Consider the following 14,795-nt stretch of genomic DNA (forward strand, 5'->3'; position numbering starts at 1 on the left):
TCCCTAGGCGGGGTGGCCGGCGTCGAGATCCTGGACGTCGCTGAACGACAAAAGGTCGGTGATGTCGCCGCCACGGGTCTCAAGCGGGGACAGCAGGAAACCGGTGTGGTCGCCGAGATCGACTTTCTTCACGACGCGCCCGACCATGACGCGGGCGGCGTCCGCCAGCAGCGGAACATCCTCCGGTCCGGGCAGCCAGTCACAATGCGCGAACTTGTCCACGTCGTCGCCCGTCGCGGTGCCGAACAGTTCTGCGAGCGCCCGCTGGCCGCGCCCGAGCACGTGGACCGCAAGCACGCCTGCCTCCAGCGCCACGGGATGGGTGCGGTTCTGCTGCGAGATGCACACCAGGAACAGGGCCGGCTTCAGGCTGCATTGCGTGGCGAAACCGACCAGGCAGCCGGACCGCTCGCCTCCGGCCCCCGCTGCCGTGACGATGTACATCGGATAGTCGAAGCCCCGCACGAAGTCGTCCATCAGCTGCCCGGTTGTTGCCTGTTTCTGCGCCATGCCCACATCATGCCGTACTGGACGCCGATGCCGCCGCCGGACGCCCTGGGGGGGACGGATGCCGCCTTGACGGCCTATCCGGTGCATGGTTGTGTCGAAGTTGTCCCCCCAACCAATCAACCAGCGCGTCCCCATGACCTTTCGCCCCTCGCACCGGCCGATGAGGTTCATCACCAAGAACGGGAGGCACTAATTTGAAGAACGTATTTATCCTCGGACTGACCGATTTCCAAGCCGGCGAATTGCAGACCGTCCGCGGCGCCGAGAACTACACCTTCCACAGCCTGCTCGACTACGACCGGCTGGTCCGCGAGAAGGACATCGACTTCACCGCCTTGCTGGACGCGGCGCGGCAGCAACTGCGCGAGTTTGACGGCAGTGTGGACGCCATCGTCTCCCACTGGGACTTCCCCACCAGCGTGATCGGGCCGATCCTGGCCAAGGAATACGGGATCGCTGCTCCCTCCCTGGAGAGCGTGCTCAAGTGCGAGCACAAGTACTGGAGCCGGCTGCAACAGCGGGAATCCATCCCCGAGTGTGTCCCGGAGTTCGCTTCCTTCAACCCGTTCAACGACGATGCGCTGCAGCAGATCGACATCCCGTTCCCCTTCTGGGTCAAGCCGGTGAAGGCGCACTCGTCCAACCTCGGGTTCCAGATCCGCAACGAGGAGGACTTCGACGAGGCCATCCGGGCGATCCGCGCGGAAATTGCGCAGGTCGGCGACGCCTTCAACGAGGTCCTGCAGATGGTGGACCTGCCGCCCGAACTGCAGGACGCCGGCGGCAACACCTGCCTGGCCGAACAGTTCGTCACCGGCACCCAGGCCGCCCCCGAGGGAACCATGTTCCGCGGAAAATACAACGCCCACGGCGTGTTCGACATGCACAAGGACGCCGCCGGCACCAGCTTCGAGCGGCTGGACTACCCCGCCAACAGCGTCCCGGAGTCCGTCCAGCAGCGCATGATCGACCTGTCCGAGCGGTACCTGCGCCATGTGGGCTTCGACAATGGCTGCTTCAATGCCGAGTTCATGTGGGACGAGGCGGAGGACCAGCTCTGGCTGATCGAGGTCAACACCCGCATCTCCCAGTCCCACAGCGACTTGTTTGCGAAGGTGGACGGCGTCTCCAACCACGAGGTCGCCATCGATATCGCGTTGGGCGTCGAGCCGTCCATGCCGCACCGCAAGGGCGAATTTGCCGTCGCTTCCCAGTGCATGGTCTTCCACGACGAGGACGCCATCGTGACACGCGTGCCGGACGAGCAGGACACGGCGCGGCTGGCAAAGCAGATCCCGCACGCCAACTTCACGCCGCAGGTGAATGTGGGCGACCGGCTCTCCGAACTGCCCAACCAGGACAGCTACCGCTACGTCATCGGCATCCTGTATCTCGGCGCCGACGACCGGGAGCAGCTGGTGCAGCGCTACGACGCCGCCTTGGAAGCGCTGCCCTTCGAGTTCGAACCCGTCGCCGCCGCCTCCCGATAAGCCTGTGCCGACCCGGGCAGACTCCCGTCATCCCGCCCGCCTCCGGCCGCCGTCACGCCGCCTGGAGCCGCCGCGGTCTGCGAGTCTCCCCGGGTCCCCGGGTCGTGGGAGCCCGTGCGGCTTGCCCCCGCGGCCGCCCTGCAGGCGATCACCAACCGCCGCCGCGGCGGCGGCAGAAAGGAGCAATGAGCACTGCATGAACATTGTTGAAAGCTTTCCGCACGACGTCCGTTCGATCGAAAATGTCTTCATTCCCATGCGCGACGGCGCCCGGCTGGCCGCGCGGATCTGGATGCCGACCGATGCCGAGGATCGGCCGGTGCCGGCCATCCTTGAGTACATCCCCTACCGCAAGCGGGACAACTCGCGCGGCCGCGACCAGCTGAACCACCCCTACATGGCCGGCCACGGCTACGTCAGCGTCCGGGTGGACATGCGGGGCAGCGGCGACTCCGACGGCGTGCTGGTGGACGAATACCGGCCGCAGGAACACGAAGACGCCGAAGACGTCATCGCCTGGCTGGCGGACCAGCCCTGGTGCGACGGCAACGTGGGCATGATGGGCATCTCCTGGGGCGGATTCAACAGCCTGCAGATGGCCGCCCGGCAGCCGCCGGCGCTGAAGGCGATCATCAGCGCCTCGGCCACCGACGACCTGTACGTGGACAACATGCACTACATGGGCGGCTGCCTGCTGGCGGACAACCTCTCCGAGGCCACCGTCATGTTCGCGTTTAACAGCCTGCCGCCGGACCCGGAAATCGTCGGCGAGAAGTGGCGCGAGATGTGGCACGAGCGGCTCTCCGGCAGCGGACTCTGGCTGGAGACCTGGCTGGAGCACCAGACCCGCGGCGACTATTGGAAGCCGGCGTCGGTCTGCGAAGACTATTCGCAGATCAAGATCCCGGTCATGGCGGTCGGCGGCTGGGCCGACGGCTACACCAACGCCATCTTCCGGCTGATGGAGAACCTGGAGGTACCGCGCAAGGGACTGATCGGACCGTGGGGGCACAAGTACCCGCATCTGGGCGTGCCCGGCCCGGCCATCGGGTTCCTGCAGGAAACGGTGCGCTGGTGGGACCACTGGCTGAAGGGCAAGGACACCGGCCTGATGGAGGAACCGATGGTCCGGGCCTGGATGCAGGACGCGGTCTCCCCCGAACCGTCCTATGAGGACAGGCCCGGCCACTGGGTCGCCGAACCGTCCTGGCCGTCGCCGAACATCGAGAACCAGCGGTGGCAGCTGGGCCGCTACGGGCTGTTCCCGGAGGGCTCGCCGGTGGAGCCCGGCGGCAGCGTCGACCTGCTTTCGCCGCTGAGCGTCGGCATGTTCGCCGGCAAGTGGGCGTCCTACGCGGCGCTGCCGGACCTGCCGTCCGACCAGCGCGAGGAGGACGGCGGCGCGCTCGTCTACGAGACCGACCCGCTGGAGGGCGACGTGGAGGTCTTCGGCCGCCCCGTCGCCGCCTTCGAGGTTGCCACGGACAAGCCGGTCGCCCAGCTGGTGGTCCGGCTCTCCGACGTCGCACCGAACGGCGAGGCAACGCGGGTCACCTACGGCCTGCTCAACCTGACGCACCGCGACGGCAGCGAGCATCCGGAGCCGCTGGAACCCGGCGAGCGCTACCGGGTCGAGATACCGCTCAACGGCCTGGCCCAGTCGTTCCCGGCCGGGCACCGTCTGCGGCTCTCGGTGTCGACGTCGTACTGGCCGCTGGTCTGGCCGTCGCCGGAACCGGCGACGGTCACCGTCTTCGCCGGCGGCACCCTCGACCTTCCGGTGCGCAAGCCGCGGGCGGACGACGGCGAACTGCGTCCCTTCGCGGAGCCGGAGACCGCCCCGGAGCTGGAGACCACGCTGCTGAACCCCGGCAACCACCACTGGCGCACGATCCGCGACCTGGAGGCCGGCACATCAACGGTGGAGATCATCAACGACCAGGGCCGGTTCCGGATCGACGAAACGGGCACCGACATCCGGCGCGTCACCAATGAGTGGTACACCTCCCGCGGGAACGACGTGAACTCCGTCCGCGGCGAAACCCAGACGGTGCGCCGCTACGAACGCGGCGATTGGCGGGTCGAGGTGCAGACCAGGACGGTGCTGACGTCGACGCCGACCGACTTCGTGGTGAACGCGCAGCTGGATGCGTACGAGCTGGACGAGGTAAGCGGCAACCCCCGCGTTTACTCGCAGAACTGGCAGCGCAGCATCCCCCGGCAGCTCGTCTGACCAGGGGGCTGGACATGCAGCCGGCGGCGCACTAAGAAAAGGGAGGCCAGGATCCATCCGGACCCTGGCCTCCCTCATGGGGTTTTCGCGATTACCACTGAACCCTGGCCATGGTGGCCGACAGCTCCGGGATCTTGCTCTCGGTGACCGGCTGGATTCCGGTGACCGTGGCGAAGCCGGCGGCCAGCAGCGCGAAATCGCTCTCCGGCGGGGCTTCCTCCTGGCTGTCCGCGATGGCCAGGCGCAGGTCCTCGTCGCCGCGTTCGGCCAGCGTGGTCTGCACGATGCCGAATTCGGCCAGCGTCGCGGACCGGTATTCGGGCAGCCGGGTGCCGTCCACGTTGGGCACGTTGAGGTTCAGCACGGTTCCGGTCTGCTGGTCCATCAGGTACGGCAGCAGCCCGGTCGCCAGCCGCGCCGCGGTGTTCCAGTTCAGCTGTTCCGGCTCCAGCCCGGTGTCCAGCGACACGGCCATCCCGCGGCCGCCGTTCACGCCCGCGGTCAGCGCGGCGCCGACCGTGCCGGAGTGCAGGATCACCCGGCCCACGTTCGCGCCGCGGTTCACGCCGGAGAGCACCACGTCCGGGCCGTCCCCGAAGGCACCGTGCGGCGCGATCATGGCAATGAAGCCCGGCGTGCCGTGCACGGCAAACGCCGGCACGGACTCCAGGCCCTTCAACGTGCGCCGCTCGATCCGGATGCGGCCCTCGTCCTCCCGGGCCGTAATGGACGCGCTGCTGCCGCTGGCTTCCGCAACCGGCGCCGCGATCGTCACGTTCAGGCCGGCCTCCAGGACTCCCGCTGCCAGGGCGTGCAGGCCCGGGGAGTCGATGCCGTCGTCGTTGGTGATCAGGACCATCTTCGGCTTGCTCATTGTTCTTGAACCTTCCGCGCCAACTCGTCGGGGCTGATTTTCCGGCCTGTTGCCTTCCCGCCGCCGTCGTACGGCGAGACCGTCACCAGCTTGGTCAGGTTCCGGATGGCGCCCTCTTCCCCGGTGCCCAGGCCGTGGCGGGTCACGTTCAGCGCGCCGGCGGCCGTGCCCAGCACCACCGCCTCGTGCATGGTGCCGCCGTCGGCCAAGGTGGCCGCGACCCCGGCGGTCAGCGAGTCTCCCGCCCCGTGGGTGTCCACGCTCTGCATCTCCGGGACCCGGATCTCGCTCAGGGCGCCGTCGTGCAGCATCAGGGACGGCAGGTGCGCGCGGGTGACAATCACCGTGCCGGCCCCCTCGTCGTGCATGCCGCGCATCGCCTCAATGATCGCCTCGGGTTCGTCCGAGGCGGCCCGCCCGCTCTCGGTCAGTTCGTCGTCGGCGATTTTAGCCACGCTTACGCCTCCGGCGAGCGCGGCGGTGAGCCGGTCGCCGGTGAGGTCGGTGATCACCCGGCAGCCGGCGGTGCGCAGGTCGGCGGCAAGCCTCCGGTAGACGTCGTGCGGTACGGCGTCTTCGCGGACCGCGCCGCTGAGGATCGCCGTGCCCGCCTCGATCCCGGCCTGCAGGGTCAGGCCGTAAAGTTCGTCGAGCTCATGCCGCGTCAGTTTTTCCCCGGGGCTCTCGGCGATGACCTCCCGGTCGCCGCCGCGCCGGTCATGGACGTACGCCGCGCTGCTGCCCTCGCCCTTTACCGGGAGGACCTTGACCCCCTCGTCGGCGATCAGATGCCGGATCACGCCGCCGGCTTCGCCAGAGAACGCCGCGCACATCGTGACGGACGCGCCGAGTGCGGTCAGCATCCGCGCCTGCCAGACGCCCTGGCCACCGGCGTGCAGGTGGATATCGGCGGTGCCCTCGACGTCCTCCACCGTCACGGTGAGCACGGGCGAGGGAGCGAAAATAACTACGGAGCCCATCGCGTGCCTCCCTCGAACGATCCAGCCATGTTGCCTCCTTTTTTGTTGCCCCGGGGCAGCCGTCACGGCTCGGCGGCTGCCCTCTCGCATCGGTAGCCGACCACACTCCCAGCCTCCTGGCCCCGGGCGTGCGCACCTGCGCTTCGCCCGGCCGTTTGCCTGCAGCCCGGGAGGGGTCGATTCTGGTTTCGACACTAACGCCCAACCGGGGCACGGACAATGGGCGCTCGGGCGGTAGCGGTCCGCCCGTGGTTCCCGTTAGGGTGGCTCGGAGCCGGTCCCCGCGGCAATCTTCCGGCACCGGATAAGTCCCGGCACACCGGAGCACCGGTGTGCACGGACAGATGGCCCGGGGAGCCGACGGGCTGAAAGGAAGAGAAGAAGTGCCTGCCTCCACTCCCGCAGCATGCAAAGCCCGCGTTGCCGCCGTCGCGTTGCTCACACTGCTGGGCCTGGGACTGGCCGGCTGCAGCGCGCCGGACTATGAGGGGCCTTACGACCGCGGCTTCGTCAACACGCTGGACTCGCTCGAGGGAAAGTCGGTCACTGTGACCGGGGCGGTGGAAGAAGTGGTCGCGCCCGAAGCCTTCACCATCGCAGACCCGGCGGACCCCGCCGTTGAACCGCTGCTGATCATTTACGACACCGACCTCGACGACCTGTCGCCGGGAGAGCCAATTCGAATCACCGGGATCCTCCATACGGTCCTCAATCTTCCGTATCTGGACGACGAAACCGGCACCGGCCCGGACGACGCGGTTCTTGCCCCATGGGATCGGAAGCCGTATATCAAGGCTTCCGTCGTCACCGCTCCGCCCTCCGCTGGCGACTAGGCGCCGCAGCTTGCATCGGGCCGGTTATTCCGGCGTCGCGCCGTCCAACACCCGGTCGATGATGTCCCGGACGCGGTCCTCGGCAATGATCGTGAAGTGCCCGCTGGTCTCGAGCCGGATGTTGGTTGCGCCCTCGAGCCGGCAGCCGCCGGGAATGTGCGGGTCGAAGGCGCTGTAGACGGACACGATCCGGTGGTTGACAGCCAGGTTGGCCAGCAGCCGCCGCAGGACGCGGTTGTTCGGCGCGAACGCCCGGACCATCGGCGTCACCGCGAAGGACGCGTAGCGGGAGCCGGAAAACGGCGTTCCGATCGCCACCATGCGCTTCACCCGCGCCCCGGACTCCGCGCCCGTCATCACGTATTTGCCGATCAGTCCGCCCTTGCTGTGCGCGATGATGGTCACGTTGTCCAGGTCCTGCCCGCGCAGGTAGTCGGCGACCAGCCCGGCCATCCGTTCGACGCTGCCCACGTTGAAGCCCAGCGGCTCGATCACGTGCACCGGATGCCCGCGCCCGTGGACGTGCTCGATCAGCGGGCGCATGAACTTCCAGGACTCGTAGATGCCCGGAAGTACGACGACGGGGTCCGCCGCGCGGGTTCCGGCCTCCCGGTACCGCGCCGGGCCGGTCCGGTCGAAGAGTCCGCGGACCTGCCGGCGGCCGATGTAGGCGTAGTCCAGCAGCCAGGCCCGGCCCAGCCGCAGTCGAGGGAGCAGACGGTTCATTGCCGGTCTATGACGGCAGCATCGTCGAAGCCGGCCGTGGCCAGGCACAGGCGGGCCACCGGACCGGGCGAACGGAACATCATCACGTGCGCCTCGCCGGGGATGCTGTCCACCGTGGCGCCCGGGCAGGCATCGGCCAGTTCGCGGCACCAGTCCAGCGGCACGATCGGGTCCCGGTCGCCGCGGACGATGCGCACCGGCACCTGCACCCCGGCGATCCGCTGCTCCAGCTTTTGGTCGAGCATGGCCGGCAGTGTCTTCAGGAACCAGCGCGGCCCGCAGCGCAGGTAGTCGGTGGCCTCGATCATGTCCACGGTCAGCGGTTCCCGGAACCCGTCCTGGAGCAGCCGGAGGCCGTGCTGCCAGGCCGTGCGCTCGCGGCGGTTCGCCGTCGGCGCCAGCAGCACCAGCGCGGCGGCGGTGTGCGGGTGGTGCAGCGCCATCTCGACGACGATCTGGCAGCCCATCGAGTGGCCCACCAGCACGGCGGGGCCGATGTCCAGCCGGCCCATGGCCGCGTCGACCAGCCCGGCGAAGTCCACCAGCGAAAGTGCCCGGTCGGGTTTGGCGGTTCCGCCGTGTCCGGGCAGATCGACCAGGTGTACCGTTCCGTGCCGTGCCAGTTCGGCCGCGAGGGGTTCGAAGTAGCGTCCGGAGACGCCGATGCCGTGTACCAGCACGAAGACCGTGGGCCCGGAGCCGACGGTCCGGATGCGGACCTCGCATCCGTCGATGGTCAGCATCTGGGCTGTCTCGCCCGGTATTCCCGCCAATTCGCCTGCCTTTCTGCTCAGTCGACCAGAGCCTTTGCGTGTTCCAGCCGCTGCGAGATGACGGTGGTGACGCCGTCGCCGCGCATCGTTACACCGTACAGCGCGTCGGCCACTTCCATGGTGCGCTTCTGGTGGGTGATGACGATCAGCTGGCTGGATTCGCGCAGCTCCTCGAAAATGGTGATCAGCCGGCCCAGGTTGGTGTCGTCCAGCGCCGCTTCCACCTCGTCCATCACATAGAACGGGGACGGCCGGGCCTTGAAGATCGCCACCAACAGGGCCACCGCGGTTAGCGAGCGCTCGCCGCCGGAGAGCAGGGACAGGCGCTTGATTTTCTTGCCGGCGGGCCGGGCTTCCACGTCGATGCCCGTGGTGAGCATGTCCTCCGGGTCGGTCAGCACCAGCCGGCCCTCGCCGCCCGGGAAAAGCCGGCCGAACACGCGCTCGAACTGCACGGCGGTGTCGCGGTAGGCCTCGGTGAAGACCTGTTCCACCCGCTCGTCGACTTCCTTGATGATCTCCAGCAGGTCCTTGCGCGTGGCCTTGAGGTCCTCCAGCTGGGTGCTCAGGAACTGGTGGCGTTCCTCCAGCGCCGCGAACTCCTCGAGCGCCAGCGGGTTGACCTTGCCCAACGCGGCCAGGTCGCGCTCCGCTTTCTTGAGCCGCTTCTGCTGCTCCTCGCGCACGAACGGGACACCCTCGGCGACGGCGTTGCCGTCCTCGTCCACCGGCGCCCGCAGGGCGGCCCACTTGTCGTTCGACGCCGCGGTGGCGACCGGCACCGGCTGGTCCGGCCCGTATTCGGCGATCAGGTGGTCGGGGGTCAGGCCCAGCTCCTCGATGGACCGGGTCTGCAGGGCCTCGATCTTCAGCCGCTGCTGGGCCCGTGCCAGCTCGTCGCGGTGCACCGTGTCCGTCAGTTCGCGCAGTTCGGCGGCGAGCGCGTCGGTCGACGAGCGGACCGTGGACAGCTCCGCCTCCCACGCCGCGCGCACCTCTTCGGCCTCGTCCCGTTCCCGCTCGGCGAGGTCCACCGAGACGTCCAGCCAGGCCAGTGCCTCCCGGGCGCCCTGTGCGACGGCGGCGGCCTTGGCGGCCTGGAGCCGGCGCTTGCGGGCGCGCTCGGCGGCCTGCGCCCGGGCGTGCCGTTCGGTGGCGGCGGCCCGTTCCAGCGAGGCCGCCCGGTTGCCGATGGCCGTCAGCTGTTCCTCGCCCGAGCGCAGCGCCAGCCGCGCCTCCATTTCGACCTGGCGTGCCCGGGCGGCCGCCGCGGCGAGCGCGTCCCGCTGTTCGGTGGACGGTTCGGCGTCGGCCGGGGCATCCTCGGCGGCCTGTGCCGCGGCCAGCCGCGCGGTGATGTCGGCCAGCTTCTGCTGTTCGGTGACGATGTTGGCCTCGGCGGCCTGCACCAGTTTGGCCAGCCGTTCGCTCTCCCCGGTGGCGGAGCGCAGCGCCGAGCCCAGCTGCCCCAGGCGTTCGGCGACCGCGGCCAGCCGGGCGTCGGACTCGTGCAGCTGCTCAAGGGCGGCCTCTGCCCGCAGCCTGGCCTCGTCGCGGCGCGAGGTGGCGCCGGCGATCGCGAACTTGGCCCGCTCGGCCCGGGCCGTGGCGGCTTCGAGCTTGTGCATGGTCTCGTCCACCGCTGCCTGGACCTCCAGCAGGCTGGGGCCGCCGGCGGACCCGCCGCGCGCCGAGCAGGCGGTAAAAATATCCCCGTCCCGGGTGACGGCGGTCAGCGCCGGGTCGGCCGCGATGACCCCTGCCGCCATCGGGAGGTCCGCCACGACGACGGCGGAGCCCAGCAGCGTGCGGACCGTTCCTTCGACGCCCCGCTTGGCCTGGACCAGGCCGGCCGCGGGGATCGCCCCGTCCGGGAGTTCCGCCCTGCCGTCGGCGCTTCCGCCCGCCGGCACCGGGGCGCCGGCGATGAGGAGGTCCACCTGGCCGGCGTCGTCGGCCTTCATCAGTTCCAGCGCCCGGACGGCGGCGTCGGGGTCCGCGACGGCGACGGCTTCGGCCAGCGGCCCCAAGGCTGCCGCAATCGCCGCCTCATAGCCGGGCTCCACCGTGACCAGGTCCGCCAGCGGGGCCAGCACGCCCTCGGTTCCGGAGGCCAGCAGCAGCTCGCTGCCGTCCCGCCGGTTCAGCCCGACTTCCAGCGCCTCCTTGCGCGCGGCGAGGGCGTCGCGTTCGCGTTCGGCCTCGCGTTCGTCGGCCCGCAGCTGCTCCAGCTCCGCCTCAATGACGGCGAGCTCGTCGCTGGCGTCCTCGTACGCGGCGTCCAGGCCCTCTTCGCCCTGTTCCACCCCGGCCACCTGCGACTCCAGCGCGGCGAATTCGGCCTGCGCCTGGCGCCGGCGTTCCTCGCCCTCGCCGATCGAGGCGCGGAGCCGGCCCAGCTCGGCCTCGGCGGACTCCACCCGGGACCTGGCTGCCCCCACCTGGCCGGCCAGCCTGGCCAGTCCCTCGCGCCGGTCCGCGGCGGCGCGCAGGATGCCGGTCAGCCGCTTTTCCTCGTCCTCGGCAGCCCGTTCGGCGGCGGCGCGGCCTTCGATCGCGTCGTCGAGGGCGGCCCGGCGGTCCTCGAGCTCGAACTCCAGCTCGGCCTGCTCCTCGCGGACCTCGGCCGCCTGCTGTTCCAGGACCTCCGGGTCCCGCCCGCCCTCCGGTTCCCGGTCCGCGGAGCCGAGCAGCCGCCGTCGTTCATTGGCCAGGCCGGCGAGGGCGCGGAAGCGTTCGCGGGTGGACGAGAGCTGGTACCAGCGCTCGCGCGCGGCATTGAGCTCCGGGGTGGCTTCGGCCGCCAGCCGCTCCAGCTCGGCCAGGCGCCGGCGCCCGGACTCCAGGGTCTTCTCCACCTCGGCCTGCCGGGTCTTCAGCGCGGCCTCGTCCGCCACTTCCTGGGCCAGTGAGGTGCTCAGCTCCACCAGCTCGTCGGCGAGCAGCCGGGCCCGGGCATCGCGGACCTCGAACTGGACCTGCTGGGCCCGGCGGGCCACCTCGGCCTGCTTGCCCAGCGGCGTCAGCTGCCGGCGGATCTCGCCGGTGAGGTCGGTCAGCCGCTGCAGGTTGGCCTGCATGGACTCCAGCTTCCGCACCGTTTTTTCCTTGCGGCGCCGGTGCTTGAGAATGCCGGCGGCTTCCTCCACGAAGCCCCGGCGGTCCTCCGGCGTCGCGTGCAGCACCTTGTCCAGCTGGCCCTGGCCGACGATCACGTGCATCTCCCGGCCCAGCCCGGAGTCCGAGAGCAGTTCCTGGATGTCCAGCAGCCGGCAGCTGCTGCCGTTAATGGCGTATTCGGAGCCGCCCGTGCGGAACAGGGTGCGGGAGATGGTGACTTCGGAGTATTCGATCGGCAGGGCGCCGTCGGCATTGTCGATGGTCAGCGACACGTGCGCCCGGCCCAGCGGCGGGCGGCCCGCCGTGCCGGCGAAGATGACGTCCTCCATCTTGCCGCCGCGCAGCGTCTTGGCGCCCTGCTCCCCCATCACCCAGGCGAGGGCGTCCACCACGTTGGACTTTCCCGACCCGTTCGGACCGACCACGGCGGTGACGCCGGGCTCGAAGTCGAAGGTCGTCGCCGACGCAAAAGACTTAAAGCCCCGCACAGTCAGAGATTTAAGATGCACGTTGTGTCTCCCGCGGCGGACGTTTTCCTTGCCTCAATCTACCGTGTCCGCCGCGGATACACGGGCACGACGGGCTTGTCGCGGTGGACAAACGTGTGGAGCGGCCGGCGTGTGCAGGTGCGCGCATCCCGGCGGGCGGGGTGGCAACCTTGTGTAAGGGCCACGGAGAACTACCCTGAAGGCCAGTCCACGTCCGGTGAGGAGTGCTTTCGCCAGTGTCAGATCCAGCCCGTCATCCAGGGCAGCGCATTGCCGCCATTGTCCCCTGCCACAACGAAGAACAGACAGTCGCCACCGTCATCCGGGATCTGGAGCTCGCCGTCCCGGGGATAACGGTCTATGTCTACGACAACAACAGTTCCGACCGGACCGCCGAGCTGGCGCGGGCCGCCGGCGCCATCGTCCGGACGGAAACGCGCAAGGGCAAGGGCAACGTCATCCGGCGGGCGTTTGCCGATATTGACGCCGATATCTACGTCACGATCGACGGCGACGACACGTACGAGGCAGCGGACCTGCCACGCCTGATCGACGCCCTGTTGGACGGACCCTACGATCATGTGCTCGGCGTTCGTGCCGACACGTCGGAAACCGGGTCGTACCGCCCGGGGCACGCCATGGGGAACCGGATGTTCAACCGGGTCGTCAGCGTCCTCTTCCGATCCCAGGTTTCGGACATGTTGTCGGGATATCGCGTCTTTTCGCGCCGCTTCGTTAAGTCATTCCCCGCCGTGTCCAAGGAATTCGAAATCGAGACCGAATTCACGGTGCACGTCACGTCACTGCGGCTGCCGCAGGCCGAGGTCGAGGTCGGATTCCGCCAACGGCCCGAGGGGAGCGAAAGCAAGCTCAATACCTATTCGGACGGCTTCAAAATCCTGTCCCTCATCTTCGAGCTCGTCCGCCATGAACGGCCGGCCCTCTTCCACGGCATCATCGCCGCGGTGCTGGCACTGGCTTCGCTGGGGTTGGGGGTGCCCGTGGTCGTCGAGTTCTTCCAGACCGGCCTGGTGCCCCGCTTCCCGACGGCGATCCTGGCTGCTGCCGTGATGGGCCTGGCGGTACTGGTGGGTTGTATCGGCATCATCCTCGACGGCCTTAAGCGGGGACGGCATGAAGCAGCGCGCCTGGCATACCTGCGCCTGGAGCCGCCGCAGCACCGGCAGGATGCAGGCGGGGCGTGGGCGGACCCGGCCCACGCGCGTCTGGACGGGACGAACACGTGAGCGATGCATCGGCACGTTCCCCCCGTGCCCGGGCCGGCGGCCCGAGGGGTGTGCGCACCGCTTGGACTGCGGCGGACTACGGGTGGCTTACAGTCTTGGGCGCCTCCGCTTTCCTGGCCACGGCTTTTCTGTGGGTGGCGAACCACCCCGGGCGGATGACGAATGATTCCGCCCATCAGCTCAAGCAGGTTCTCGGCCTGATTCCGCTGGACGACTGGCACCCCGCCGTCATGACCGTCGGCTGGACAGGTTTGTACAGGCTGACCGGCGACGTCGGCTCGCTGGTGCTGGTGCAGGTCGCGGTGACGTTCAGTGCCGCGCTGCTCTTGGCCATCTATCTTCACGATCTCACCCGCAGCCGGCTCATGTCCTCGCTCGCCCTCGCGATTCCGTTGCTGCCGTTCACCATCACGTTCCTGGGCGTGTTGTGGAAGGACGTGCACATGATGATCGCGTTCTTCAGCGGCACCGTCCTCATCCTGCTCGCCGAGCGCTTCCCGAGGCTCCGGTATCCGTTGCTCGCCCTGTCGCTGTTGTTCCTGCTGTACGGAGGGATGGTCCGGAAAAACGCGTTCTTTGCGATCCTTCCCCTCGTCTTCCTCCTCTACCGGGCCTGGCGGAACGCATCCCCCAAGCGGCGCAGGCGGCTGACAGCCAACCGGCGACGCGTGCGGGGCGGATATGTCGTGGCCGCCGCGACGTTCCTGGTGTTGATACTGGGCACGGGCGCGGCGTTCAACGCCGCATTCCAGCCCAAACCCACCGGCCAGCTATCCCAAGTCTTCCTCGACGACATCATCTTCACCGTGCCCGCCGAAGAGATAAGGGACGCGGATATCCCCCAGGAACTGGAAGACAAACTGCTTGCCGCGGGCGAAAAATGCCGGGCCGAAGAAGCTATTTGGGATGCCTATTGGAAGTGCTACGGCCGTGGGGCAACCGGCAAATCCTTTGAACCGATCGCTTATCAGTCGGAGGTCCGGGACCTGTGGATTGATGAAGTGGTGACGCATCCGGCCCGCTACCTGTACTACCGCGCCGAGACGTACGCCCGGTTCCTCTTCACCAGCAAGCTGGAATTCGTCGGTACCGGCGCAGAGGTTGTCCCCGCTGAGTACCGCGTGGAGCCGTCGAAGGCGGACAACATCCTCTACGACTACGTGGTTGAGTTCGGCCTGAAGACTTTTCCCTGGTTTTTTAAAGCCTGGTTTTGGCTCGCCGCCTCGATAGCGCTGATCGTGGCCCTCCCCAAGACACGGCACCTGCGGCCGCAGGTCGCGGCCCTGGGCTGGTCGGCGCTCCTCTACCTGGTGGGGTACTTCCCCATTGTGCCGGCAGCCGACTACCGCTACAGCTATTGGCCCGCCGTCGCCTGCACACTTGCAGGGGTGCTCTTTCTGGCGGACCGCCGCTTAAACAACAAGGGAATTCCAAAAGATTCCAGCCCGCATCCAGGTGGATCCGAACGCCCCCTCGAATCACGCTCCGGGGCCCCCGAGTAACGTCTGCAAGGCGATCCGA

Annotated in this window: 11 protein-coding genes; 5 read left to right on the forward strand and 6 right to left on the reverse strand. The window is 68.7% G+C overall.

The features are described 5' to 3' along the window. Positions 1-3: 3 nt before the first annotated feature. Positions 4-510: a flavin reductase family protein gene (locus AC5RVG_RS00435; RefSeq protein ID WP_494012318.1), complete on the reverse strand. Its 507-nt coding sequence runs from the start codon at positions 508-510 to the stop codon at positions 4-6. A gap of 194 nt (positions 511-704) precedes the next feature. On the opposite strand from AC5RVG_RS00435, the gene AC5RVG_RS00440 reads away from it, so the two are divergent. Both AC5RVG_RS00440 and AC5RVG_RS00445 read left to right on the forward strand, forming a co-directional pair. Then, positions 705-2,000 carry an ATP-grasp domain-containing protein gene (locus AC5RVG_RS00440; RefSeq protein WP_494012319.1) on the forward strand — a complete coding sequence of 432 codons (1,296 nt, stop codon included), beginning with the start codon at positions 705-707 and terminating at the stop codon, positions 1,998-2,000. A gap of 196 nt (positions 2,001-2,196) precedes the next feature. Next, positions 2,197-4,233, forward strand: coding sequence for a CocE/NonD family hydrolase (locus AC5RVG_RS00445; RefSeq protein ID WP_494012320.1), 2,037 nt, complete (start codon positions 2,197-2,199; stop codon positions 4,231-4,233). Positions 4,234-4,324: 91 nt separating this feature from the next. Here the strand turns inward: AC5RVG_RS00445 and surE are convergent, their stop codons facing one another. Both surE and AC5RVG_RS00455 read right to left on the reverse strand, forming a co-directional pair. Further along, positions 4,325-5,107 carry a 5'/3'-nucleotidase SurE gene (surE, locus tag AC5RVG_RS00450; RefSeq protein ID WP_494012321.1) on the reverse strand — a complete coding sequence of 261 codons (783 nt, stop codon included), beginning with the start codon at positions 5,105-5,107 and terminating at the stop codon, positions 4,325-4,327. Next, a complete protein-coding gene (locus AC5RVG_RS00455; protein ID WP_494012322.1) occupies positions 5,104-6,087 on the reverse strand; it encodes a PfkB family carbohydrate kinase in 984 nt (327 codons plus the stop codon). The genes surE and AC5RVG_RS00455 overlap by 4 nt, the downstream gene beginning before the upstream one ends. 383 nt (positions 6,088-6,470) lie before the next feature. Here AC5RVG_RS00455 and AC5RVG_RS00460 point away from each other — a divergent pair, with 383 nt between their 5' ends. After that, positions 6,471-6,920, forward strand: a complete 450-nt coding sequence (locus AC5RVG_RS00460) for a hypothetical protein (protein WP_493999985.1) — start codon at positions 6,471-6,473, stop codon at positions 6,918-6,920. A 24-nt stretch (positions 6,921-6,944) separates the two neighbouring features. Here AC5RVG_RS00460 and AC5RVG_RS00465 read toward each other — a convergent pair whose 3' ends face one another. Genes AC5RVG_RS00465 through smc form a run of 3 tightly spaced genes read right to left on the reverse strand, consistent with a single transcriptional unit; the run spans position 6,945 to position 12,048 of the window. Then, a complete protein-coding gene (locus tag AC5RVG_RS00465) occupies positions 6,945-7,646 on the reverse strand; it encodes an esterase/lipase family protein (RefSeq protein ID WP_494012323.1) in 702 nt (233 codons plus the stop codon). Further along, a complete protein-coding gene (locus tag AC5RVG_RS00470) occupies positions 7,643-8,419 on the reverse strand; it encodes an alpha/beta fold hydrolase (RefSeq protein WP_494012324.1) in 777 nt (258 codons plus the stop codon). The genes AC5RVG_RS00465 and AC5RVG_RS00470 overlap by 4 nt, the downstream gene beginning before the upstream one ends. A gap of 17 nt (positions 8,420-8,436) precedes the next feature. Beyond that, complete coding sequence (gene smc / locus AC5RVG_RS00475) at positions 8,437-12,048, reverse strand: chromosome segregation protein SMC (RefSeq protein ID WP_494012325.1); 3,612 nt, start codon at positions 12,046-12,048, stop codon at positions 8,437-8,439. A gap of 215 nt (positions 12,049-12,263) precedes the next feature. Between smc and AC5RVG_RS00480 the strand changes: the two genes are divergently transcribed. Further along, entirely contained in the window at positions 12,264-13,274 is a 1,011-nt protein-coding gene (locus AC5RVG_RS00480) for a glycosyltransferase (protein WP_494012326.1), read from the forward strand. Positions 13,275-13,429: 155 nt separating this feature from the next. Further along, positions 13,430-14,776, forward strand: a complete 1,347-nt coding sequence (locus AC5RVG_RS00485; RefSeq protein WP_494012327.1) for a hypothetical protein — start codon at positions 13,430-13,432, stop codon at positions 14,774-14,776. Positions 14,777-14,795: the final 19 nt, after the last annotated feature.

It is taken from the genome of Arthrobacter senegalensis, from assembly GCF_059091765.1.

What these genes read in the sequence shown, in the direction of transcription:
- AC5RVG_RS00435 (WP_494012318.1), bottom strand. Translation starts at nt 510, where the DNA reads ATGGCGCAGAAACAGGCAACAACCGGGCAGCTGATGGACGACTTCGTG.
- AC5RVG_RS00445 (WP_494012320.1), top strand. Translation starts at nt 2,197, where the DNA reads ATGAACATTGTTGAAAGCTTTCCGCACGACGTCCGTTCGATCGAAAAT.
- surE (WP_494012321.1), bottom strand. Translation starts at nt 5,107, where the DNA reads ATGAGCAAGCCGAAGATGGTCCTGATCACCAACGACGACGGCATCGAC.
- AC5RVG_RS00455 (WP_494012322.1), bottom strand. Translation starts at nt 6,087, where the DNA reads ATGGGCTCCGTAGTTATTTTCGCTCCCTCGCCCGTGCTCACCGTGACG.
- AC5RVG_RS00465 (WP_494012323.1), bottom strand. Translation starts at nt 7,646, where the DNA reads ATGAACCGTCTGCTCCCTCGACTGCGGCTGGGCCGGGCCTGGCTGCTG.
- AC5RVG_RS00485 (WP_494012327.1), top strand. Translation starts at nt 13,430, where the DNA reads ATGACGAATGATTCCGCCCATCAGCTCAAGCAGGTTCTCGGCCTGATT.